The organism is Ruminococcus sp. AF17-12 (assembly GCF_003479245.1).
Lineage (GTDB): Bacteria > Bacillota > Clostridia > Lachnospirales > Lachnospiraceae > Blautia_A > Blautia_A fusiformis.
The window spans coordinates 147710-168008 of sequence record NZ_QUGY01000007.1 but is presented as its reverse complement, the minus strand read 5'-3'; the positions used below and the strand labels follow the sequence as shown (position 1 = coordinate 168008).

The following is a 20299-nucleotide window of genomic DNA, read 5'->3' as shown; positions in this document are numbered from 1 at the left end:
GGGCAACGATACCATGGGAAAGTATCGGAATACCGGTGAGACCAGGAGGAAATATGTCAGCATTAACTGTAAGCAAAGAGGAAGAGAAAAGACTGAAGGGGCAGGGTTTTTTAAATAACCGGGGAACCGATGAATTTTCTGCACGGGTGATCACTGTAAACGGAAAGGTGACAGCGGCACAGCACAGATGTATGGCGGAAGCAGCAGAGAAATTCGGCAACGGAAATCTTACCTACACGACCAGGCTCTCCGTGGAGATCCAGGGAATCCCCTATGAAAAGATCGAAGAGTTTCAGGAATTTATTGCGAAGGAAGGTCTTGAGACAGGAGGAACAGGAGCAAAGGTCCGACCGGTAGTATCCTGCAAGGGAACCACCTGTCAGTATGGACTTCTGGATTCCTATGCAATTTCAGAAGAGATTTTCCGGAGATTCTATAAAGGCTACCGTCAGGTTGCACTGCCGCATAAATTTAAGATCGCAGTAGGCGGATGCCCGAATAACTGTGTGAAACCAAATCTGAACGATGTGGGAATCATCGGACAGAGAATTCCACACTTTGACAGCGAGGCCTGCAAGGGCTGTAAAAAATGTGCCATCGAAGCTGCATGTCCGAATAAAGTTGCGAAGGTCGTTGACGGGAAGCTGCACATCGATGAGGAGCTTTGCAGACACTGCGGAAGATGTGTGGGAAAATGCCCGTTCCACTCCATCCCGGACGGTACCTACGGATTCAAGATCTATATCGGTGGACGCTGGGGAAAGAAAATTTCTCATGGAAAGGCCCTGAACCGGATCTTTACGTCAGAGGAAGAGGCACTTGATGTTATTGAGAAGGCAATCCTGCTTTTTAAGGACCGGGGATTAAAGGGAGAACGTTTTGCCGAGACTATAGAACGAATTGGATTCGAAAATGCAGAAAAACAATTATTGGAAAAAAATCTTCTGGAAAGAAAAATGGAAATTTTGTCCAAATAGAGATATAAAAAACTTCCTATTATATAAGCTGTCTGAAACTGAAAAAATGCGAGCAATAATATAAAAAATTTTTATTTCATTTATATAAATTTTTATTATATCACAATATTAACAAAAAACTAAGTGAAAATTCTATTTGAAATATGCAAAATAATGTGATAAAGTATTAACAATACATGAACGGAGGTAAAAAGAGTGGAAAACTACATGTATTTGGTGCCGGTGGCAGCAGTACTGGCACTTCTGTTCGCAGCATACCTTGCAGCGAAGGTCAGCAAGCAGGATGCAGGAACAGACAGAATGAAGGAGATCGCAGGTGCGATCGCAGAAGGTGCCCGCGCCTTCTTAACAGCAGAGTACAAGATCCTGGTTATTTTTGTAGCCGTACTTTTTGTACTGATCGGAATCGGAGTTGGAAGCTGGGTAACAGCAATCTGCTTCGTAGTAGGTGCTCTGTTTTCAACAATCGCAGGATACTGCGGTATGACCGTTGCAACAAAGGCTAATGTAAGAACAGCAAATGCAGCAAAAGAGGGAGGAATGAACAAGGCTCTTTCCATTGCATTCTCCGGCGGTGCTGTTATGGGTATGTGTGTTGCAGGTCTTGGTGCACTGGGTGTCAGCGTTGTGTATATCATCACAAAGAACGTTGACGTACTTTCCGGATTCAGCCTTGGTGCTTCTTCCATCGCACTGTTTGCACGTGTTGGTGGTGGAATCTATACAAAGGCAGCTGACGTAGGAGCTGACCTTGTAGGTAAGGTTGAGGCAGGAATCCCGGAGGATGACCCTCGTAACCCGGCTGTTATCGCGGATAACGTAGGTGATAACGTAGGTGATGTTGCCGGTATGGGTGCAGACCTTTTTGAGTCCTATGTAGGATCTCTGGTATCTGCCCTTACACTTGGTGCGGTAGCCGGAGCAGTTTCCGGTGTTCTCTATCCGCTGGCTATTGCAGGCTGTGGACTGATCGCATCCATCATTGCAACATTCTTTGTAAAAGGTGATGATAATTCCAATCCGCAGAAAGCCCTCACAAGAGGAAGCTATGTATCTGCAGCACTTGTTATCATCGTGTCCCTGATCCTCAGCAAGACTCTCTTCGGAGACATGAAGGTAGCCATCGCTGTGATCGCAGGTCTTGTTGTCGGTGTCATCATCGGAAACATTACAGAGTATTACACATCTGCAGATTATAAACCGGTTCAGGGAATCGGCGAGCAGTCTGAGACAGGTGCAGCTACAACTATCATCAGTGGTATCGCAGTAGGTATGAAATCTACAGCATTCCCGATCCTGCTGATCTGTGTTGGTATTTTTGTAGCATACGGTGTGGATGGATTATACGGAATCGCTCTTGCAGCAGTTGGTATGCTTTCCACAACAGGAATCACAGTTGCCGTTGACGCGTATGGACCCATCGCTGACAATGCCGGTGGTATTGCAGAGATGTCAGGTCTGGATGAGTCAGTTCGTGAGATCACAGATAAGCTTGATTCTGTAGGTAACACAACAGCAGCTATGGGTAAAGGCTTTGCGATCGGTTCCGCAGCTCTTACAGCGCTTGCTCTGTTTGTATCTTATGCGAATGCAGTAAATCTGGATGCGATCAATATCCTTGCTCCTCGTGTTACGATCGGTATCTTTATCGGTGGTATGCTTACATTCCTCTTCTCGGCCTTCACAATGGAATCCGTTTCCAAGGCTGCTTACAAGATGATCGAGGAAGTAAGACGCCAGTTCCGTGAGAAACCGGGTATCATGAAGGGTACCGAGAAACCGGATTACAAATCATGCGTTGCGATCTCCACAACAGCAGCTCTTCACGAGATGATGCTTCCTGGAATCATGGCGGTCGTTGTTCCGGTTATCGTAGGTGTTGTTCTTGGCGTTGAGGCTCTTGGAGGACTTCTTTCCGGTGCTCTTGTAACAGGTGTACTGATGGCGATCTTCATGTCCAACGCAGGTGGTGCATGGGATAATGCCAAAAAATACATCGAGACAGGTCATCATGGCGGAAAAGGCAGCGAGGCGCACAAAGCAGCCGTTGTCGGCGATACAGTCGGCGATCCGTTCAAAGATACATCAGGGCCTTCCATTAACATCCTGATCAAGCTTATGACTATTGTATCACTGGTATTTGCTCCTCTGTTCTTATCCATCGGAGGACTTCTGTAAATATCATTTCAGAAAAAAAGTAAACCCATATTATATAAAAAAAGCTCTTTGCAGAGAAATCTGCAGGGAGCTTTTTTGGTGCGACAGGCGGCGGAATTGTACGGATATGAGAGTGGGCTCTGGTTATGATTCAGTTTCTGGATTTTCTGTTCGTGCAGCCTGTTCGATCAGTGTCCGGTTTACATCATCCTCATAGGTCCGCATCTGCACCTGCATAGGTGTGGGATCATCGCTTAGCTTCAGCTGCCCGAAATGATTAAAGAAGATCAGTACGCCGAGGCCGATCCCGATGGAGTAGGAAATCTCCAGGATGGTAAAGCCGGAGGAACTTTTTCCCGTAACAAGAGTGTAAAACTGGCTAAAAAGGCTGCCCATATCTACGTCATTATTAAAGGTCATAATGGAAAAAGCGGCGCCGAAAAAGGAAACCAGGCATACAAAAAGGATTTTTACATACCGGAAAATTTTCCCTGTGGCAGAGCTGATGCGGTAGGTGATGATAAAATCCGTTTCCCCGATGGGAGAAATATCAATGGAGGGTTCCAGCTTCTGGATCTTTTTCAGAAGATCCGAGACAGACATCACATAGCGTCCGGGCTTTTTCGCATCCAGAATGATCACAGGCATGACCCGCAGACGATTGAGGATTTTGGGGTCACTCATGGAAAGTGCAGCGATATCCTGAAGATATACATGTGGGTTGGTGACTTCAATGTTCTGATCCAGCTGCAGATAAAGAGTATCACTCATGAGAAAAAACTCCTTTCCCGGAATATTATTTTTTCATTTTTGGACGGAAGAAGAGACTGGCCAGATAAGAGAAGATCAGGGCGGAGGAAACTCCGGCAGCACAGGCAGTGAAGCCTCCTGTAAAAAGCCCAAGGATGCCGTCTTCTTCAATGGCTTTTTTCATACCCTCCCATAATACATGTCCGAAACCGATCAGCGGGACGGAGGCCCCGGCACCTGCAAAATCCACCAGCGGCCGGTAGACGCCAACGGCACTTAACAGGGCGCCGCTGCATACCAGAAGTACCATCACACGGCCGGGCATCAGCTTTGTCTTGTCCAGAAGGATCTGGATCAGGGCACAGACAAGGCCGCCGAACCAGAATGCGTTAAAGTAATCCATGCTCATACCTCCATATGCTCGATGACAACTCCGTGGGCAATACCCGGAATACTGTCACCTTCATTAAAGCTTACTTTGGAAAGAAGCGCTCCTGTTGGTACAAAAAGGATCCGCTTCCATTCTCCGGATACAATCTTCGGAAGGATGTAGGAGGCAAGGACTACAGCAGAACAGCCGCAGCCGCTTCCTCCTGCGTGGGTGTCCTGAGAAGGATTGTCATAGATCAGGATACCGCAGTCTTTATGAATGGGAGAAAGCCGGATATTTTGTTCCTCCAGAAGATCCAGGAGAATTTTCTGCCCGATGATTCCCAGATCCCCGGTAAAGACGGCATCATAATCCGAAGGCGTCCGCCCGAAATCCGAAAAGCTTCGTGCAATGGTATCGCAGGCTGCAGGAGCCATACAGCCTCCCATGTTCATGGAATCCCTGAGACCGTAATCCATCACACGGCCGGCAGTAAGGCCAGTGATAGCAGCACAGCCTTTGCCGGAGCGCAGAGGAGCTTTTTCTCCGGGAGGAGATGTACTTAGGATACAGGCACCGCTTCCGGTTACTGTCCAGGTGGCAGAAAACGGCCGCTGGTTTCCGTATCCCAGAGGAAAACGAAATTCTTTTTCCGCACTTGCGAAATGGCTGGAGGTGGCACATAAGACCCGTGTGCCGAATCCGGCGGTCAGAGCAAGGGAACCGAGAGAAAGTGCTTCCCCTATGGTGGAGCAGGCGCCGTAAAGACCGTAAAAGGGAATTCCAAGTCCAGCGGAGCCGAAACAGGTGGCTGATGTCTGAGCGAGAAGATCTCCGGCGAACATCAGATGGATATCTTCGGAGCTCAGTCCGGCTTTGCTTATGGCCTGAGTGGCAGTTTCTTTCTGCAGTGTGCTTTCCGCAGATTCCCAGGTGTCACAGCCAAACATGGGATCTTCACAGACCAGGTCAAAAAGATCTCCAAGAGGACCGTCCGCCTCTTTCTGACTGACGATGGAGGCGGCGCTTTCGATATACAAAGGCTGTGAAAATGCAATGCTGGCTGCGCCAAGTCTGAGATTTTTGCTCATGATATCACCTCCAGGATCTTCAGGATATAATAGATCACACCCAGTCCCCAGGCGCTTAAGATGCCGTAGAGGATCACAGGACCTGCAATAGTAAAGATCTTGCACCCTATGCCGAAAACCTGTCCTTCTGCCCGGAACTCAATGGCGGATGCAGCCACTGAGTTGGCGAATCCGGTAATGGGAACAAGACTTCCTGCACCGCCGAATTTGCCGATTTTGGGATAAATACCAAAGCCCGTGAGAAGGACGCTTAAGAGAATGAGAAGGACAGAACACCAGGTTCTGGAATCGGAAGCATCTGCACCGAGAGCCTGTGCTGCGTTTAAGATAACCTGTCCAAGAAGACAGATCAGTCCGCCTGTGAGAAAAGCTTTTGCCATATTCAGCGGCAGACTGTGGTTGGGAGTAAGCTGCTTGACGTATTGTTCATATTTTTTTTCGTTGATATTTTGCATATGGAAAATCCTTTCGTGAGATGGTAGAGTGACAGTAAGAATTACATCCAGCTCATGGCATAATAAAACAGGGAGCCCAGGGCTTTTCCAGCAGCAATGGAAATTATTACCGGAGAAAGCCCCTGAGAGAGCTTCAGCCGTCTGGCAAAGACGGGAAAGACTTTTGCGATCTCTGCCAGTGCAAGGATCCAGCCGCCCAGGAAAATTCCGAAAAATACTCCGCAGACAGCCAGGAAAAAAGGTCCCAGCGGAATTCTGATCGGAAACAGGGTGACGACGGTTCCGACAACTGTTCCCAGAAGTGTCAGATCTTCATAAAGAAAAATCTGGTCAGCTGTATGCGTGATACCTGCATAGCGGGGAACAATGGAAAGGCCGATCAGCAGTCCGGAGACACCTCCTGCAACGATGATCCCGGCACAGAAACCGATAAAGCACAGAATCAGCTGTTGAAGCATGGACAGAACCTCCTTGTGGGATTGTATGGGAATAGTATGAGAAAATATAAATTTTTTATGCGAAAATCTTAAAAAACAAGAATATCTGTACATTTACGGACAGAGATAGTATAATAAAAAGGAATATAGACAGCGGCGGACAGGCGCTGTCTTTCTCAATCAAAAGAAAAAACAGTGTCAGGAGGACGGATATGCAGGATGCTTTTTCACGTATGGAATTGCTCGTTGGAAATACAGGTGTAAAAAAACTCAGCAGGGCGAAAATTGCAGTATTCGGTCTTGGCGGAGCCGGATCACAGGTGGCAGAGTCACTTGCGCGCTGCGGTGTGGGGAGTCTGACACTGGTCGATCATGAAAAGATCACATTGACGAATATCGGAAGCCAGGTGCTGGCACTTCATTCTACTCTGGGAATGAGCAAGGTAGAGGCGGCCAAGAAGAGAATCCGGGATATTGATGAGAATATTTTGGTGCATACCTACGAAACCTTTTATAATGAGGAGACTGCGGGAATGTTTGAATTGCGTTCCTTTGATTATATTGTGGATACAATGGGAACACTGTCATCAAAACTGCTTCTGATCAGCAGAGCAAGGGAGGGACGTGTGCCTGTGATCTCCTGCCTGGACATCGGGAACAAGATAGACCCGTCCAGACTTGAGGTTGCGGATATCAGCAGGACCACAGTATGCCCGGCGGCCAGGATCATAAAAAAAGAACTGCGTAAACAGGGAATACGTAAACTCAAAGTACTGTATTCCAGAGAACAACCGGCAAAAGAAAAGCTTTTCAGACGGAGAAGAACTATGGTGAAGAAGCCTGCCGAAGGAAATATTTCCTTTGTGACAGGGACTGCGGGATATCTGCTGGCGGGAGAAGTTGTGCGGGATATACTGTCAGCCGGAAACGTTTCACACAGCTGACAGCAAATGAGAAATTGAGCGCAGATCACGGACAGATCCAGTTCATGAGCATGAGTCAAGGCGGAACAGTAATGTCTGCTTTACAGAAATAAAACAGAAAGACTGAGGAAATAAAAAGTGAATTCAGAAATCATAAAAAAGTTCTGCGATCTTCTTGGAGAAGAACGTGTTTTTACAGGCGAAGCAATGAGCCGTCATACAACTTTTAAGATCGGAGGTCCGGCGGATTATTTTCTGATGCCGGATAAAGACACAGATGTGGGGCGTATCGTAAAAATCTGTAAAGAAAGTGCGATCCCTTATTTTATCCTCGGAAACGGAAGTAATCTTCTGGTAGGAGACGGCGGTTACCGTGGCGCGGTTATCCAGATCTACAAAAATATGTCTGCCGTTACCGTAGAAGGAACAGAGATCACCGTACAGGCAGGTGCGCTGCTTTCATCGGTGGCAGCAGCAGCAAAAAATGCAGCTCTTACAGGCTTTGAGTTTGCAGGCGGGATCCCGGGAACTATGGGCGGTGCGGTTGTGATGAATGCAGGTGCCTATGGCGGCGAGATGAAGGATGTTCTTACAGAGGTAACTGTGATGGATGAGGAGGGAGAGATCGTTACCCTTCCGGCAGATAAACTGGAACTGGGATATCGTACCAGCATCATCAAAACCGCAGGTTATATCGTGCTGGAAGCAAAGCTGCAGCTGAAGGAGGGAAATCCGGAAGTGATCCGTGAGACCATGAAAGATCTGACGATCCGTCGTACCACCAAACAGCCGTTGGAGTATCCCAGTGCTGGAAGTACCTTTAAGAGACCGGAGGGATATTTTGCGGGTAAGCTGATCATGGACAGCGGTCTTGCTGGATATCAGGTAGGTGGTGCACAGGTTTCTGAGAAACACTGTGGCTTTGTGATCAATGCAGGCGGTGCAACTGCCAGGGATGTCCGCACGCTGATGGATAATGTCAGGGATATCGTTTATAAGAAATATGGAGTTACGCTGGAACCCGAGGTGAAGTTCCTGGGTGATTTTGAATCCTGATGACCATTTCCGGTACATCGTTTTCAAAATAATTATACCACTTACTTGTCTGTGAATCCGATCGCACAGACCTAAAAGGCTCAGCGTAGCCCGGCTTTCAGATACCCAGGATACGAAACAGAGGGAACAGGAATGCGTATGTACGCTTTACAGATAACGGAAGAAGAAATGGAAAGGAAGAGAGACTATGCGTTTTGTGATCGTTACAGGAGTGTCAGGAGCAGGAAAAACAGCTGCACTTAAAATGTTGGAGGATATGGGATATTTCTGCGTGGATAATCTTCCAATCCAGCTTCTGGAAAAATTTGCTTCCCTTCTTCCTGAGATGCAGAGCGAAAATGTTAGAAATGTGGCTCTGGGGATTGATGCCAGAAGCGGAAGTGCCCTTGATGAACTGGAAGTAGTTCTGGACCGTATGAAGCAGACCGGGTATGATTACGAGATCCTGTTTATGGATGCAGAGGATTCTGTCCTTGTAAAACGCTATAAAGAATCCAGAAGAAGCCACCCGCTGGCAAGAGCAGGGAGAGTGGATGAGGGAATCCGCCTGGAACGTGAGAAAACAAAATTTCTCCGGAAACGTGCGGATTATATCATTGATACCAGTCATCTGCTTACCAGGGAGCTTCGCCAGGAAATCGAAAAGATCTTTGTGGATGACAGAGAGTTCAGCAATATCATGATCTCTGTGCTTTCCTTCGGCTTTAAGTATGGAATACCGGCAGATGCAGATCTTGTGTTTGATGTGCGATTTCTTCCCAATCCCTATTATGTGGATGAACTGCGTCCTCTGACAGGCCTTGACGATGAAGTGTTCAATTATGTGATGGCCAGTGATACGGCGAAAGCCTTCGCGGACAAACTGGAGGATATGATCCGTTTTCTGATCCCTAACTACATTAAAGAAGGGAAAACAAGCCTTGTGATCGGTATCGGATGTACAGGGGGAAAACATCGTTCTGTTACTATTGCCAGAGAACTTTTTTCCAGGCTTTCCAAATCGGATGAATACGGCATCCGCCTGGAGCACAGGGATGCGGAGAAGGACAGACTTCTGAAAAAATAACTGCCGCGATGAAAAGGGTGGCAGGGAAACAGTAAAAGAGGGTTCGGGATGTCATTTTCAGGAAAAGTCAAAGAAGAACTTGCAGGACAGCTTAGTCTGGCCAGGCACTGTCAGGTGGCAGAACTGGCGGCACTGCTCTGCGGCTGCGGCCGTGTGGAAAAAATGTCGGATGGAAACAGAAAACTATGGATCCAGACAGAAAATGAAGCAGTTGCAAGAAAAAGCTTTACATTATTGCGAAAAACCTTTAATATAGAGACAGCGATTGTTATCCGGGAAGGGTCTCATCTCAAACGGGGTAAGGTATATCTTGTTGAGGTTACGGATCCTGCCAGAACAGAGGAAGTACTGCAGGGGACAAAGCTTTCTGTGGATAACGAAACCGGTTTACTTGAAATGGATAATTCGCTTGTGGTTCAGATGAACTGTTGCAAGCGGGCATTTATTCGCGGTACTTTTTTGTCGTCCGGTTCGATCAGTGATCCAGAGAAAGGGTATCATTTTGAGATCGTTTGTCCGGACAGCAGGAAAGCAGAACAATTACAGGGGATTATCCGCAGTTTTCACGTAGAAGCTAAAATTGTGGTGCGCAAGAAATCATATGTGGTCTATGTGAAGGAAGGCGCGCAGATCGTTGACATGCTGGCAGTCATGGAGGCGAACGTAGCCCTTATGGATCTGGAGAACATCCGGATACTTAAGGAAATGCGTAACACGGTAAACCGTAAGGTGAACTGTGAGGCTGCGAATATCAATAAAACGGTAAATGCGGCAGTGAGACAGGTGGAAGATATACAGCTGATCAGCAGAACTATCGGCTTTGAGAGCTTAAGTGATGGATTGGCACAGATAGCCAGGCTGAGACTGCAGTATCCGGATGCCACACTGAAAGAATTAGGTATGATGTTGAATCCGCAGGTGGGCAAATCAGGTGTGAATCACCGGCTTCGCAAGCTGAGTGAGATCGCAGATGAGCTGCGGGAGAACAAGGAGGAGCTATTATGATTAAAAAACCAATCACTATCAACTTATCCACTGGACTGGAGGCAAGACCTGTAGCACAGCTTGTTCAGGTGGCAAGCCAGTTTAACAGTGAAATTTATGTTGAGATTGGCAAAAAAAGAGTCAATGCAAAGAGCATTATGGGAATGATGACCCTGGGACTTGACGCTGGAGAAGAGATTACACTGTCTGCCAACGGTGATGATGAGAATGCAGCGATGGAGAGCATTGAACAGTATTTAAGCAACCAGTAATCAGTTGGGACAGAGCAGTCCGCGGAAAAGGGTAGATTCCTGCGGATGTGGAATATAAAGGGATACAGACGGAAAGGAAGACCGATTCCCGCTGTATCCCTTTCCGCTTCAAAGTACCTACAAATATGAAAGAGGAAGATTACCTATGTCAAAAGTATTGAAATTTATCGTACATTTTGTTGTGATATGCACACTGATCTGTGTACTGGGACTTGTTCTTCCGCCGTTCTTCGGGGTGAGAACAGTGATCGTGGATAAATCCGATAAGGCAACGAACCTCCCAGTCGGATCTGTTACATATGCGATCCCGGAGAAGAGTTCTGCGATCAGCGCAGGTACTCCGATCCTTGTACAGAAAGATTCCGAGACATATAAATATACGATCACCAATCTCGATGCCTCCAAGGGAACCGGAACAGTAACAGATCAGTCCGTTTCCGGAGGAAAGACTTTTACCATTAAGGTTGGAGATTATGTTCCGAAAGTTGTAGTTACCATTGGCTATGTGGGATATCTTATGGTGGCTACAGAAAGTATTGAAGGCCTGATCATTCTTGGTCTGGTCGTATTGTTCCTGATCATCCTGTATGTGATCGCAGAACTCTGGAAGAAAGAGCCGGATGATATTGAGGAAGATGTGAACGATCCGGAACCGGGTTATGTGAAGTCCAGGAAAGAACTGAAGCAGGAAGAAAAAGCACGTGCCAGAAGAATGAAGGAAGAAGAAAAAGAGATCATTCAGGAAGAAAAGGCACGAAAACACAAAAATAAAAAAGCAGATAAGCGTAAGGTCCGTACGGGCGGTTTCGTAGATGAGATTGACGAAGAGGATGTTACAGGCTATTCGGAGAATAAAAAGAAGGTTGCCATACAGCAGACTGCACAGACTGCCGCAAGTGAAGCTCATGCGGAACTTAAGAAAGAGATTGCAGCAGCCACTTCAGAAGAAGCAGATATGCTTTCCAGACTGGAAATGGCAGAACGTACGGTTGAAGAAAACAGAAAGCCGCATCCGGCCGGAAAGGTCGAAGAGGTTCCGGAAGAGGAAGAGGAGCCGGTTACCATTGGAAGCCTTGCGATGCCGTCTTATTCCGCAGCGCAGCTTGCAAGCCGCGTAAAGAAGGCCGGTGATGCACCGGATATCGTTAAGGATGACATCACGAAGGTTACACTGTTTGATTACTCGGATATCATCAGTGGTGATGTGGACGATATGGAAGAATAAAATAAGTACCTATTATATAAGAAGAAAATGGTTCAGAAATGATCCATTTTCTTCTTTTTTAAAAAAAATCAAAAAAATTTAAAAAAAGGCTTGCATTCTGAAGAATCATCGTATATACTAATCCTTGCTGTGACATTGATAGCTATGAAGCGTGAGGTTGCTACCACATTGGTAGGTTTTCCGTGGAGCGAATGTCAAGTTAGGAAACTGACGACAAGTCACTGTACAAAGTTCAATAACCATCTTGGGATGGGCGTGTGTGCAAATATACCATGACACACACGGAGATGTGTACAGTCGCCGCTTGTCGTACTGCTATATAAGTACGAATAGGAGGAGACTTTTTTTATGGCAAATCAGGTAATGAGAATCACATTAAAGGCATATGATCATCAGCTCGTTGATGCATCTGCAGCAAAGATCATCGAGACAGTAAAGAAGAACGGAGCAATGGTAAGTGGACCGGTTCCGCTTCCTACTAAGAAAGAGGTTGTTACAATCTTAAGAGCTGTTCATAAATACAAAGATTCCAGAGAGCAGTTTGAGCAGAGAACTCATAAGAGACTTATCGATATCCTGACACCAACTCAGAAAACAGTAGATGCACTTTCCAGACTGGAAATGCCGGCTGGTGTTCACATCGATATCAAGATGAAAAACCGCTAATAATGTCATTTGACATTAACTATATGATTACCGAATGGTAATCCGCTATAAGGAGGAAGAAAGAAATGAAGAAAGCTATTTTAGCTACTAAAGTCGGAATGACTCAGATCTTCAATGAAGATGGAATGTTAATTCCGGTAACTGTTTTACAGGCAGGTCCTTGCGTTGTAACTCAGGTTAAAACTGAGGAGAACGATGGATACACATCAGTTCAGGTTGGCTTCGGCGAGATCAGAGAGAAACTGGTCAACAAACCGGAGAAAGGCCACTTTGATAAAGCTGGTGTAGCTGTAAAAAGATTTGTAAAAGAGTTCAGATTTGACAATGCCGGCGAGTATGAGGTTGGACAGGAAATCAAGGCTGACATCTTTGCAGCAGGAGATCACATCGATGCTACTGCAATCTCCAAAGGTAAAGGTTTCCAGGGCGCCATCAAGAGACATGGCCAGTCCAGAGGACCTATGGCTCACGGTTCTAAATATCATCGTCATGCAGGTTCCAACGGCGCTTGCTCCGATCCGAGCAAGGTTTTCAAAGGAAAACATATGCCAGGTCACATGGGACATGTTCAGGTAACTGTTCAGAATCTTGAGATCGTACGTGTAGATACAGAGAATAACTTACTGTTAGTTAAAGGTGCTGTTCCAGGACCTAAGAAATCTTTGGTTACAATCAAAGAGACAGTAAAGTCCTTATAATAGGAAAGGAGGAGCATCAGAATGGCTAATGTAACTGTTTATAATATGGAAGGCAATGAAGTTGGCACAATGGAGCTGAATGACGCAGTATTCGGCGTTGAGATCAACGAGCATCTCGTTCATCTTGCAGTTGTTCGTCAGCTTGCAAATAACCGTCAGGGAACTCAGAAAGCGAAAACTCGTTCTGAGGTAAGAGGCGGCGGAAGAAAACCGTGGAGACAGAAAGGAACAGGTCATGCAAGACAGGGTTCCATCCGTGCACCACAGTGGACAGGCGGCGGTGTTGTATTCGCTCCGGTTCCGAGAGACTATGAAGTAAAAATGAACAAAAAGGAAAGAAGAGCAGCTCTTAAATCCGCTCTGACATCCAAGGTTCAGGATAATAAACTTGTTGTTGTTGACAGCCTTGCACTTGCTGAGGTTAAGACAAAAGAGATGCAGAAGGTTCTTACAAACCTGAAAGCAGAGAAAGCTCTTGTAATCACAGCTGATAACGATCAGAACGTAATTCTTTCTGCAAGAAACATCGCTGACGTGGAAACTGCAACACCGGCTACAATCAACACATACGATGTTATGAAACACAACACCGTAGTTGTTACAAAGGATGCCGTTGCATCTATCGAGGAGGTATACGCATAATGGCAAGTATTCAGTACTATGACGTAATCATCCGTCCGGTTATCACAGAGAAATCCATGAACGCCATGGGTGAGAAAAAATATACATTCCTTGTACATCCAGAAGCAAACAAGACTCAGATCAAAGAGGCTGTTGAGAAGATGTTCGAGGGAACAAAAGTTAAAAGCGTAAACACCATCAACAACGATGGAAAGAAAAAACGCCGTGGAATGGTAGTTGGAAAAACTGCTAAGACCAAAAAAGCTATCGTAGCTCTTACAGAAGAGAGCAAAGATATCGAGATCTTCGAAGGACTTTAATTAACAGTTAAGTCCGAATATACGCAGTCAAAAGCGTGATGATAAAGATTGAAAGGAGAAACATCATGGGAATCAAAAGCTATAACCCATATACACCGTCAAGAAGACATATGACTGGTTCCGACTTCTCTGAGATTACAGCTGCAAAACCAGAGAAATCCCTCGTTACTTCCCTTAAGAAGAACGCCGGACGTAACAATCAGGGTAAAATCACTGTAAGACATCAGGGTGGCGGAAGCAGAAGAAAATACAGAATCATCGACTTCAAGAGAAGAAAAGATGGAATCCCTGCAACAGTTAAAACAATCGAGTACGATCCGAACAGAACAGCTAATATCGCTCTTATCTGCTACGCAGATGGCGAGAAAGCTTACATCCTCGCTCCAGAGGGACTTAAAGTAGGCCAGAAGGTTTACAATGGTCCGGAAGCTGAGGTTCGTGTTGGAAACTGCCTCCCGCTGGAGCTTATCCCGGTTGGTACTATGGTTCACAACATTGAGCTTCATCCTGGAAAAGGCGGACAGATGGTTCGTTCTGCAGGAAACGGCGCACAGCTCATGGCTAAAGAAGGAAAGTATGCAACACTTCGTCTTCCTTCCGGTGAGATGAGAATGGTTCCGATCGTATGCCGCGCAACTGTTGGTGTAATCGGAAACGGAGATCACAACCTTATTAACATCGGTAAAGCCGGACGTAAACGTAACATGGGTATCAGACCTACAGTTCGTGGTTCCGTAATGAACCCGAATGACCATCCACATGGTGGTGGTGAAGGTAAGACCGGTATCGGACGCCCAGGTCCTTGCACACCGTGGGGCAAACCTGCTCTCGGCCTGAAGACCAGAAAGAAAAACAAACAGTCCAACAAGTACATCGTAAGAAGACGCGATGGAAAAGCATTATCGAAATAATAAGGAGGAGAAAGCATGTCTCGTTCACTGAAAAAAGGACCTTTTGCAGACCAGAGCTTACTTAAAAAAGTAGATGCTCTTAACGCTGCAAATGATAAATCCGTAATCAAAACTTGGTCTCGCCGTTCCACAATCTTCCCGTCTTTCGTAGGACACACAATCGCTGTTCATGACGGAAGAAAACATGTGCCGGTATATATCACAGAGGATATGGTAGGACACAAACTTGGTGAGTTCGTTGCAACAAGAACTTACAGAGGACACGGAAAAGACGAGAAGAAGTCCGGAGTACGCTAGTCATCAGATTTATAACTGCCCGCTGTCAGATTAAGACAGCTGGCAGATAACTCAGATATCGAATTTAGGAAAGGAGGCACTTTAAGATGGCAAAAGGACATAGAAGCCAGATAAAGAGAGCCAGAAATGAGAATAATAGAGAGACAAGGCCGTCTGCAAAGTTATCTTATGCAAGAATTTCTGTTCAGAAAGCCTGCTACGTATTAGATGCAATCCGTGGCAAAGATGTACAGACAGCACTTGGTATCCTGACATACAATCCGAGATACGCTTCCAGCGTGATCAAAAAACTGCTTGAGTCAGCAGTAGCAAACGCTGAGAACAACAACGGAATGAACGCAGACAACCTTTATGTTGCAGCATGCTATGCAGATAAGGGACCTACAATGAAGAGAATTCAGCCGAGAGCACAGGGTAGAGCTTACAGAATCGAGAAGAGAACAAGCCATATCACTGTTGTGCTTGATGAAAGGTAAGGAGGAAAAGCATGGGACAGAAAGTTAATCCGCATGGCCTTAGAGTCGGAGTTATCAAGGATTGGGATTCCAGATGGTATGCAGAAGACAAATTTGCTGACTACCTGGTAGAAGACTACAACATCAGAACATTCCTTAAAAAGAAATTATACAGCGCAGGTGTTTCCAAGATCGAGATCGAGAGAGCATCTGACAGAGTTAAGATCATCATCTACACAGCAAAACCTGGTATCGTAATCGGTAAGGGCGGCGCAGAGATCGAGAAAGTTAAAGCTGAGCTTCAGAAATACACAGACAAGAAGCTTATCGTTGACATCAAAGAAGTAAAGAGACCGGACAAAGATGCACAGCTGGTTGCTGAGAACATTGCTCTTCAGCTTGAGAACCGTATTTCTTTCAGACGTGCTATGAAGTCCACAATGCAGAGAACAATGAAGGCTGGCGCTAAGGGAATCAAGACTTCCGTATCCGGACGTCTCGGCGGAGCTGATATGGCTCGTACAGAGTTCTACAGCGAGGGAACAATCCCGCTTCAGACACTTCGTGCAGATATCGATTATGGCTTTGCGGAAGCAGACACCACATACGGTAAAGTTGGTGTTAAGGCATGGATCTACAATGGTGAGATTCTTCCGACAAAAGGAACTAAGGAAGGGAGCGATAAATAATGTTAATGCCAAAAAGAGTAAAACGTCGTAAACAATTCCGTGGCTCCATGAGAGGAAAAGCCCTTAGAGGCAATGCTATCAACTATGGTGATTTCGGTCTTGTTGCTACTGAGCCGTGCTGGATCAGATCTAATCAGATCGAGGCAGCCCGTGTTGCTATGACCCGTTACATCAAACGTGGCGGTAAAGTTTGGATTAAGATTTTCCCGGATAAACCGGTAACAGCTAAACCAGCTGAGACTCGAATGGGTTCCGGAAAAGGCGCTCTGGAGTACTGGGTAGCAGTAGTAAAACCAGGTCGTGTTATGTTTGAGATTGCAGGCGTGTCCGAAGAGGTTGCCCGTGAAGCATTACGTCTTGCAATGCACAAGTTACCATGTAAATGTAAAATCGTTTCTCGTGCAGACTTAGAAGGCGGTGATAACAGTGAAAATTAATAAGTTCGTGGAAGATTTAAAAGCAAAGTCAGTTGCAGAACTGAATGAAGAATTAGTAGCTGCTAAAAAAGAGCTTTTCAATCTGAGATTTCAGAATGCAACAAACCAGTTAGACAATACAGGACGAATCAAAGAGGTTCGCAAAAATATTGCCAGAATCCAGACAGTAATCACTGAGCAGGCAAACGCTTCCAAATAGGACAGGAGGACATAAATCGTGGAAAGAAATCTGAGAAAAACCCGCGTGGGTAAGGTTGTCAGCGACAAAATGGATAAGACCATCGTAGTTGCAATTGAAGACCATGTAAAACATCCTCTTTACAAGAAAATCGTGAAGAGAACATATAAATTAAAAGCTCATGATGAGAACAATGAGTGCAACATCGGAGATACCGTTAAGGTAATGGAGACCAGACCGCTGTCCAAAGACAAGAGATGGAGACTGGTTGAGATCGTAGAGAAAGCTAAATAAGGAGGAAACCAGTATGATTCAGCAGGAAACTAGACTGAAAGTTGCCGACAACACTGGTGCAAAAGAAATCCTTTGTATTCGTGTTATGGGCGGCTCTACAAGAAGATATGCAAACATCGGTGACACAATCGTTGCTACGGTTAAAGATGCAACACCAGGCGGCGTTGTTAAAAAAGGTGACGTTGTTAAAGCTGTAGTTGTTAGAACTAAAAAAGGCGCTCGTCGTAAAGACGGATCCTACATCCGTTTCGATGAAAATGCTGCCGTAATTATCAAGGATGACTTAACTCCGAGAGGAACTCGTATCTTTGGACCAGTTGCCAGAGAGCTTCGTGAGAAGAAATTCATGAAGATCGTTTCCTTAGCTCCGGAAGTATTATAGGAGGGTGCCAAATGTCAGCTATGAAAATTAAAAAAGGTGATACTGTAAAAGTTATCGCTGGAAAAGATAAAGGTAAGGACGGAAAAGTTCTTGCAGTTAACGTAAAAGACAACACAGTAGTTGTTGAGAACGTAAACATGGTTACAAAGCACGCTAAACCGTCCGCAGCTAATCAGAACGGTGGAATCGTGACAAAAGAAGCTCCGCTTCACATCTCCAACGTAATGCTCGTTGTAGACGGAAAAGCTACAAGAGTTGGATTCAAGATGGATGGAGACAAAAAAGTTCGTGTTGCCAAAGCAACAGGAAAGACAATCGATTAATTAAGAGAGGAGGCATATAAAGGTGAGTAGATTAAAAGATCTTTACAAGAACGAGATCATGGATGCCATGACCAAGAAATTCGGATACAAAAACGTAATGGAAGTGCCAAAACTCGAGAAAATCGTTGTTAACATGGGTGTTGGCGAGGCAAAAGAGAACGCTAAACTTCTTGACGCTGCAATCGCAGATATGGAACTTGTTACAGGACAGAAAGCAATCGCTACAAAAGCTAAAAAATCTGTCGCTAACTTCAAAATCAGAGAGGGTATGCCAATCGGATGTAAAGTTACCTTAAGAGGCGAGAAGATGTATGAGTTCGCTGATCGTCTTATCAACCTTGCTCTTCCACGTGTACGTGACTTCCGTGGTGTTAACCCGAACGCATTCGACGGCAGAGGAAACTACGCTCTTGGTATCAAAGAGCAGCTGATCTTCCCAGAGGTTGAGTACGATAAGGTTGATAAAGTAAGAGGAATGGACGTTATCTTCGTTACAACTGCTAAAACAGATGAAGAGGCACGCGAATTACTGACATTATTCAACATGCCATTTGCTAAATAGGAGGAAAAGATTCATGGCTAAGACAGCAATGAAAATTAAACAGCAGCGTAAAGCTAAATTCTCCACAAGAGAGTATACTCGCTGCAGAATCTGTGGCCGTCCACATGCATACCTGAGAAAATACGGAATTTGCAGAATCTGCTTCCGTGAGCTGGCATACAAAGGTCAGATCCCGGGTGTTAAGAAAGCTTCCTGGTAGGCCGAGGCGAAAGCAACTTTTTAATCATTTAAATAATATTCACACGACATGTAAAGTCTGAAGAAAGAGGAGGAAACTTACATGACAATGAGCGATCCGATCGCAGATATGCTTACAAGAATCCGTAACGCAAACACTGCAAAACATGACACTGTAGACGTACCGGCATCCAAGATGAAAATTGCTATCGCAAACATCCTTGTAGATGAGGGATACATCGCAAAATATGATCTGGTTGAGGATGGAGTTGTTAAAACTCTTCACATCACACTGAAATACGGTGAGGATAAAAACCAGAAGATCATCACAGGACTTAAGAGAATCTCCAAACCAGGTCTTCGTGTATACGCAGGCAAGGATGAGCTTCCGAAGGTTCTTGGCGGACTTGGTATCGCAATCCTTTCCACAAACAAAGGCGTTATCACTGACAAAGAGGCTCGTAAGCTTCAGGTTGGTGGCGAGGTACTTGCATTTGTATGGTAGTCCATACAGGGCAGTCATATAGCTTTTAAACTGAAAACAGAGAGGGCATGGGCCCTCTCCGACAATCTAAGTAAGGAGGACAAATTTATGTCACGAATCGGAAGACTTCCGGTTGCAATTCCAGCTGGCGTTGAGGTTACAGTCGCAGATGGAAACGTTGTAACAGTAAAAGGACCTAAGGGAACACTTGAGAGAGCACTCCCGACAGAGTTAGAGATCAAAGTTGAAGACGGTCATGTAGTTGTAACAAGACCGAACGACTTAAAGAGAATCAAAGCCCTTCACGGCTTAACAAGAAGCCTTATCCACAACATGGTTGTTGGTGTAAGCGAAGGATACAAAAAAGAGCTTGAGGTTAACGGTGTTGGTTACAGAGCTGCTAAGCAGGGCAAGAAACTTGTACTTAACCTCGGATATTCTCACCCGGTAGAGATGGAAGATCCAGAAGGTCTTGAGTCCACAGTTGATGGAAACAAGATCATCGTATCTGGTATCAGCAAAGAAAAAGTTGGCCAGTACGCAGCTGAGATCAGAGACAAGAGAAGACCTGAGCCATACAAGGGCAAGGGAATCAAGTACGTTGACGAAGTTATCAGACGTAAAGTCGGTAAGACCGGTAAGAAATAATTAAGGAGAGTGAGAATATGATTAACAAAGCATCCAGAAGCGAAATTCGCGAAAAGAAGCATAGAAGATTACGTCATCATTTAAACGGAACTGCAACTACTCCTCGTCTGGCAGTATTTCGTTCCAACAAGCACATCTATGCACAGATTATTGATGACACAGTTGGTAAAACTTTAGTATCCGCTTCTACTCTCCAGAAGGACGTAAAAGCAGAGCTTGAGAACACTGACGATGTACAGGCTGCAGCAAAAGTCGGAACAGTAATCGGTAAAAAAGCTGTTGAGGCTGGTATCGAGAGCGTTGTTTTCGACAGAGGTGGATATATCTACCACGGAAAAGTTAAAGCACTGGCAGATGCAGCAAGAGAAGCTGGACTGAAATTCTAAGAGGAGGA

The 20299-nt window shown here is 45.5% G+C and carries 31 protein-coding genes; 26 read left to right on the top strand and 5 right to left on the bottom strand.

Going from position 1 to position 20299, the window contains the following annotated elements; genetic code table 11:
* Nucleotides 1-53: 53 nt before the first annotated feature.
* Nucleotides 54-977: a ferredoxin-like domain-containing protein gene (locus DWW77_RS09875; protein ID WP_118608617.1), complete on the top strand. Its 924-nt coding sequence runs from the start codon at nt 54-56 to the stop codon at nt 975-977.
* Nucleotides 978-1184: 207 nt separating this feature from the next.
* On the top strand, nt 1185-3155 hold the full coding sequence (locus tag DWW77_RS09870; RefSeq protein ID WP_502696227.1) for a sodium-translocating pyrophosphatase: 1971 nt from the start codon (nt 1185-1187) through the stop codon (nt 3153-3155).
* Nucleotides 3156-3278: 123 nt separating this feature from the next.
* Here DWW77_RS09870 and DWW77_RS09865 read toward each other — a convergent pair whose 3' ends face one another.
* From DWW77_RS09865 to DWW77_RS09845, 5 genes are read right to left on the bottom strand one after another with little or no spacing between them, the layout of a single operon-like run.
* Entirely contained in the window at nt 3279-3905 is a 627-nt protein-coding gene (locus DWW77_RS09865) for a stage V sporulation protein AA (protein ID WP_118608615.1), read from the bottom strand.
* Nucleotides 3906-3930: 25 nt separating this feature from the next.
* Nucleotides 3931-4287 (bottom strand): SpoVA/SpoVAEb family sporulation membrane protein, encoded by a 357-nt coding sequence (locus DWW77_RS09860; protein WP_059085334.1) that lies wholly within the window; start codon nt 4285-4287, stop codon nt 3931-3933.
* A gap of 2 nt (nt 4288-4289) precedes the next feature.
* Complete coding sequence (locus DWW77_RS09855; RefSeq protein ID WP_015526906.1) at nt 4290-5345, bottom strand: stage V sporulation protein AD; 1056 nt, start codon at nt 5343-5345, stop codon at nt 4290-4292.
* The gene (locus DWW77_RS09850) at nt 5342-5800 is read right to left on the bottom strand and encodes a SpoVA/SpoVAEb family sporulation membrane protein (RefSeq protein ID WP_182431212.1); all 459 of its coding nucleotides are present in this window, start codon (nt 5798-5800) and stop codon (nt 5342-5344) included. The genes DWW77_RS09855 and DWW77_RS09850 overlap by 4 nt, the downstream gene beginning before the upstream one ends.
* Before the next feature lie 41 nt (nt 5801-5841).
* On the bottom strand, nt 5842-6258 hold the full coding sequence (locus tag DWW77_RS09845) for a stage V sporulation protein AB (RefSeq protein ID WP_118608614.1): 417 nt from the start codon (nt 6256-6258) through the stop codon (nt 5842-5844).
* A gap of 191 nt (nt 6259-6449) precedes the next feature.
* On the opposite strand from DWW77_RS09845, the gene DWW77_RS09840 reads away from it, so the two are divergent.
* The 24 genes from DWW77_RS09840 (at nt 6450) to rplR (ending at nt 20291) form a co-directional block, all read left to right on the top strand.
* On the top strand, nt 6450-7181 hold the full coding sequence (locus tag DWW77_RS09840; RefSeq protein ID WP_118608613.1) for a tRNA threonylcarbamoyladenosine dehydratase: 732 nt from the start codon (nt 6450-6452) through the stop codon (nt 7179-7181).
* A gap of 117 nt (nt 7182-7298) precedes the next feature.
* On the top strand, nt 7299-8216 hold the full coding sequence (gene murB / locus DWW77_RS09835; protein WP_118608612.1) for a UDP-N-acetylmuramate dehydrogenase: 918 nt from the start codon (nt 7299-7301) through the stop codon (nt 8214-8216).
* A 187-nt stretch (nt 8217-8403) separates the two neighbouring features.
* A complete protein-coding gene (rapZ, locus tag DWW77_RS09830; RefSeq protein WP_015526911.1) occupies nt 8404-9282 on the top strand; it encodes an RNase adapter RapZ in 879 nt (292 codons plus the stop codon).
* Nucleotides 9283-9330: 48 nt separating this feature from the next.
* The gene (gene whiA / locus DWW77_RS09825; protein WP_015526912.1) at nt 9331-10287 is read left to right on the top strand and encodes a DNA-binding protein WhiA; all 957 of its coding nucleotides are present in this window, start codon (nt 9331-9333) and stop codon (nt 10285-10287) included.
* Nucleotides 10284-10538, top strand: coding sequence for an HPr family phosphocarrier protein (locus DWW77_RS09820; protein ID WP_015526913.1), 255 nt, complete (start codon nt 10284-10286; stop codon nt 10536-10538). Before whiA ends, DWW77_RS09820 begins: the two co-directional genes overlap by 4 nt.
* 145 nt (nt 10539-10683) lie before the next feature.
* Nucleotides 10684-11763: a hypothetical protein gene (locus DWW77_RS09815; protein ID WP_021650760.1), complete on the top strand. Its 1080-nt coding sequence runs from the start codon at nt 10684-10686 to the stop codon at nt 11761-11763.
* Nucleotides 11764-12111: 348 nt separating this feature from the next.
* Nucleotides 12112-12429, top strand: a complete 318-nt coding sequence (rpsJ, locus tag DWW77_RS09810) for a 30S ribosomal protein S10 (RefSeq protein ID WP_015526916.1) — start codon at nt 12112-12114, stop codon at nt 12427-12429.
* A 65-nt stretch (nt 12430-12494) separates the two neighbouring features.
* On the top strand, nt 12495-13127 hold the full coding sequence (gene rplC, locus DWW77_RS09805; protein ID WP_118608611.1) for a 50S ribosomal protein L3: 633 nt from the start codon (nt 12495-12497) through the stop codon (nt 13125-13127).
* 21 nt (nt 13128-13148) lie between these two features.
* Nucleotides 13149-13769, top strand: coding sequence for a 50S ribosomal protein L4 (gene rplD, locus DWW77_RS09800; RefSeq protein WP_021976669.1), 621 nt, complete (start codon nt 13149-13151; stop codon nt 13767-13769).
* A complete protein-coding gene (rplW, locus tag DWW77_RS09795; protein WP_021976670.1) occupies nt 13769-14068 on the top strand; it encodes a 50S ribosomal protein L23 in 300 nt (99 codons plus the stop codon). Before rplD ends, rplW begins: the two co-directional genes overlap by 1 nt.
* Before the next feature lie 65 nt (nt 14069-14133).
* Nucleotides 14134-14979 (top strand): 50S ribosomal protein L2, encoded by an 846-nt coding sequence (rplB, locus tag DWW77_RS09790; RefSeq protein ID WP_015526920.1) that lies wholly within the window; start codon nt 14134-14136, stop codon nt 14977-14979.
* Between the two features lie 15 nt (nt 14980-14994).
* On the top strand, nt 14995-15276 hold the full coding sequence (gene rpsS / locus DWW77_RS09785; protein ID WP_015526921.1) for a 30S ribosomal protein S19: 282 nt from the start codon (nt 14995-14997) through the stop codon (nt 15274-15276).
* 86 nt (nt 15277-15362) lie between these two features.
* Nucleotides 15363-15752, top strand: coding sequence for a 50S ribosomal protein L22 (rplV, locus tag DWW77_RS09780; protein WP_015526922.1), 390 nt, complete (start codon nt 15363-15365; stop codon nt 15750-15752).
* 11 nt (nt 15753-15763) lie between these two features.
* Nucleotides 15764-16420 carry a 30S ribosomal protein S3 gene (rpsC, locus tag DWW77_RS09775; protein ID WP_015526923.1) on the top strand — a complete coding sequence of 219 codons (657 nt, stop codon included), beginning with the start codon at nt 15764-15766 and terminating at the stop codon, nt 16418-16420.
* Nucleotides 16420-16857, top strand: coding sequence for a 50S ribosomal protein L16 (rplP, locus tag DWW77_RS09770; protein ID WP_118062095.1), 438 nt, complete (start codon nt 16420-16422; stop codon nt 16855-16857). Before rpsC ends, rplP begins: the two co-directional genes overlap by 1 nt.
* Nucleotides 16847-17056 carry a 50S ribosomal protein L29 gene (rpmC, locus tag DWW77_RS09765; RefSeq protein WP_021650762.1) on the top strand — a complete coding sequence of 70 codons (210 nt, stop codon included), beginning with the start codon at nt 16847-16849 and terminating at the stop codon, nt 17054-17056. Before rplP ends, rpmC begins: the two co-directional genes overlap by 11 nt.
* Nucleotides 17057-17071: 15 nt before the next feature.
* A complete protein-coding gene (gene rpsQ, locus DWW77_RS09760; RefSeq protein WP_173762681.1) occupies nt 17072-17329 on the top strand; it encodes a 30S ribosomal protein S17 in 258 nt (85 codons plus the stop codon).
* A 13-nt stretch (nt 17330-17342) separates the two neighbouring features.
* Entirely contained in the window at nt 17343-17711 is a 369-nt protein-coding gene (gene rplN, locus DWW77_RS09755; protein WP_019162495.1) for a 50S ribosomal protein L14, read from the top strand.
* Between the two features lie 11 nt (nt 17712-17722).
* A complete protein-coding gene (rplX, locus tag DWW77_RS09750; protein ID WP_021650764.1) occupies nt 17723-18034 on the top strand; it encodes a 50S ribosomal protein L24 in 312 nt (103 codons plus the stop codon).
* Nucleotides 18035-18056: 22 nt separating this feature from the next.
* Complete coding sequence (rplE, locus tag DWW77_RS09745; protein WP_021650765.1) at nt 18057-18596, top strand: 50S ribosomal protein L5; 540 nt, start codon at nt 18057-18059, stop codon at nt 18594-18596.
* A 13-nt stretch (nt 18597-18609) separates the two neighbouring features.
* On the top strand, nt 18610-18795 hold the full coding sequence (locus tag DWW77_RS09740) for a type Z 30S ribosomal protein S14 (RefSeq protein WP_015526927.1): 186 nt from the start codon (nt 18610-18612) through the stop codon (nt 18793-18795).
* 81 nt (nt 18796-18876) lie between these two features.
* Entirely contained in the window at nt 18877-19278 is a 402-nt protein-coding gene (rpsH, locus tag DWW77_RS09735) for a 30S ribosomal protein S8 (protein WP_015526928.1), read from the top strand.
* An 87-nt stretch (nt 19279-19365) separates the two neighbouring features.
* On the top strand, nt 19366-19905 hold the full coding sequence (rplF, locus tag DWW77_RS09730; RefSeq protein ID WP_015526929.1) for a 50S ribosomal protein L6: 540 nt from the start codon (nt 19366-19368) through the stop codon (nt 19903-19905).
* A gap of 17 nt (nt 19906-19922) precedes the next feature.
* Nucleotides 19923-20291, top strand: coding sequence for a 50S ribosomal protein L18 (gene rplR / locus DWW77_RS09725; protein ID WP_015526930.1), 369 nt, complete (start codon nt 19923-19925; stop codon nt 20289-20291).
* The last annotated feature ends 8 nt before the right edge of the window (nt 20292-20299 follow it).

What these genes read in the sequence shown, in the direction of transcription:
- DWW77_RS09875 (WP_118608617.1), top strand. Translation starts at nt 54, where the DNA reads ATGTCAGCATTAACTGTAAGCAAAGAGGAAGAGAAAAGACTGAAGGGG.
- DWW77_RS09870 (WP_502696227.1), top strand. Translation starts at nt 1,185, where the DNA reads ATGTATTTGGTGCCGGTGGCAGCAGTACTGGCACTTCTGTTCGCAGCA.
- DWW77_RS09865 (WP_118608615.1), bottom strand. Translation starts at nt 3,905, where the DNA reads ATGAGTGATACTCTTTATCTGCAGCTGGATCAGAACATTGAAGTCACC.
- DWW77_RS09860 (WP_059085334.1), bottom strand. Translation starts at nt 4,287, where the DNA reads ATGGATTACTTTAACGCATTCTGGTTCGGCGGCCTTGTCTGTGCCCTG.
- DWW77_RS09855 (WP_015526906.1), bottom strand. Translation starts at nt 5,345, where the DNA reads ATGAGCAAAAATCTCAGACTTGGCGCAGCCAGCATTGCATTTTCACAG.
- DWW77_RS09850 (WP_182431212.1), bottom strand. Translation starts at nt 5,800, where the DNA reads ATGCAAAATATCAACGAAAAAAAATATGAACAATACGTCAAGCAGCTT.
- DWW77_RS09845 (WP_118608614.1), bottom strand. Translation starts at nt 6,258, where the DNA reads ATGCTTCAACAGCTGATTCTGTGCTTTATCGGTTTCTGTGCCGGGATC.
- DWW77_RS09840 (WP_118608613.1), top strand. Translation starts at nt 6,450, where the DNA reads ATGCAGGATGCTTTTTCACGTATGGAATTGCTCGTTGGAAATACAGGT.
- rapZ (WP_015526911.1), top strand. Translation starts at nt 8,404, where the DNA reads ATGCGTTTTGTGATCGTTACAGGAGTGTCAGGAGCAGGAAAAACAGCT.
- whiA (WP_015526912.1), top strand. Translation starts at nt 9,331, where the DNA reads ATGTCATTTTCAGGAAAAGTCAAAGAAGAACTTGCAGGACAGCTTAGT.
- DWW77_RS09820 (WP_015526913.1), top strand. Translation starts at nt 10,284, where the DNA reads ATGATTAAAAAACCAATCACTATCAACTTATCCACTGGACTGGAGGCA.
- DWW77_RS09815 (WP_021650760.1), top strand. Translation starts at nt 10,684, where the DNA reads ATGTCAAAAGTATTGAAATTTATCGTACATTTTGTTGTGATATGCACA.
- rpsJ (WP_015526916.1), top strand. Translation starts at nt 12,112, where the DNA reads ATGGCAAATCAGGTAATGAGAATCACATTAAAGGCATATGATCATCAG.
- rplC (WP_118608611.1), top strand. Translation starts at nt 12,495, where the DNA reads ATGAAGAAAGCTATTTTAGCTACTAAAGTCGGAATGACTCAGATCTTC.
- rplD (WP_021976669.1), top strand. Translation starts at nt 13,149, where the DNA reads ATGGCTAATGTAACTGTTTATAATATGGAAGGCAATGAAGTTGGCACA.
- rplW (WP_021976670.1), top strand. Translation starts at nt 13,769, where the DNA reads ATGGCAAGTATTCAGTACTATGACGTAATCATCCGTCCGGTTATCACA.
- rplB (WP_015526920.1), top strand. Translation starts at nt 14,134, where the DNA reads ATGGGAATCAAAAGCTATAACCCATATACACCGTCAAGAAGACATATG.
- rpsS (WP_015526921.1), top strand. Translation starts at nt 14,995, where the DNA reads ATGTCTCGTTCACTGAAAAAAGGACCTTTTGCAGACCAGAGCTTACTT.
- rplV (WP_015526922.1), top strand. Translation starts at nt 15,363, where the DNA reads ATGGCAAAAGGACATAGAAGCCAGATAAAGAGAGCCAGAAATGAGAAT.
- rpsC (WP_015526923.1), top strand. Translation starts at nt 15,764, where the DNA reads ATGGGACAGAAAGTTAATCCGCATGGCCTTAGAGTCGGAGTTATCAAG.
- rplP (WP_118062095.1), top strand. Translation starts at nt 16,420, where the DNA reads ATGTTAATGCCAAAAAGAGTAAAACGTCGTAAACAATTCCGTGGCTCC.
- rplN (WP_019162495.1), top strand. Translation starts at nt 17,343, where the DNA reads ATGATTCAGCAGGAAACTAGACTGAAAGTTGCCGACAACACTGGTGCA.
- rplX (WP_021650764.1), top strand. Translation starts at nt 17,723, where the DNA reads ATGTCAGCTATGAAAATTAAAAAAGGTGATACTGTAAAAGTTATCGCT.
- DWW77_RS09740 (WP_015526927.1), top strand. Translation starts at nt 18,610, where the DNA reads ATGGCTAAGACAGCAATGAAAATTAAACAGCAGCGTAAAGCTAAATTC.
- rpsH (WP_015526928.1), top strand. Translation starts at nt 18,877, where the DNA reads ATGACAATGAGCGATCCGATCGCAGATATGCTTACAAGAATCCGTAAC.
- rplF (WP_015526929.1), top strand. Translation starts at nt 19,366, where the DNA reads ATGTCACGAATCGGAAGACTTCCGGTTGCAATTCCAGCTGGCGTTGAG.
- rplR (WP_015526930.1), top strand. Translation starts at nt 19,923, where the DNA reads ATGATTAACAAAGCATCCAGAAGCGAAATTCGCGAAAAGAAGCATAGA.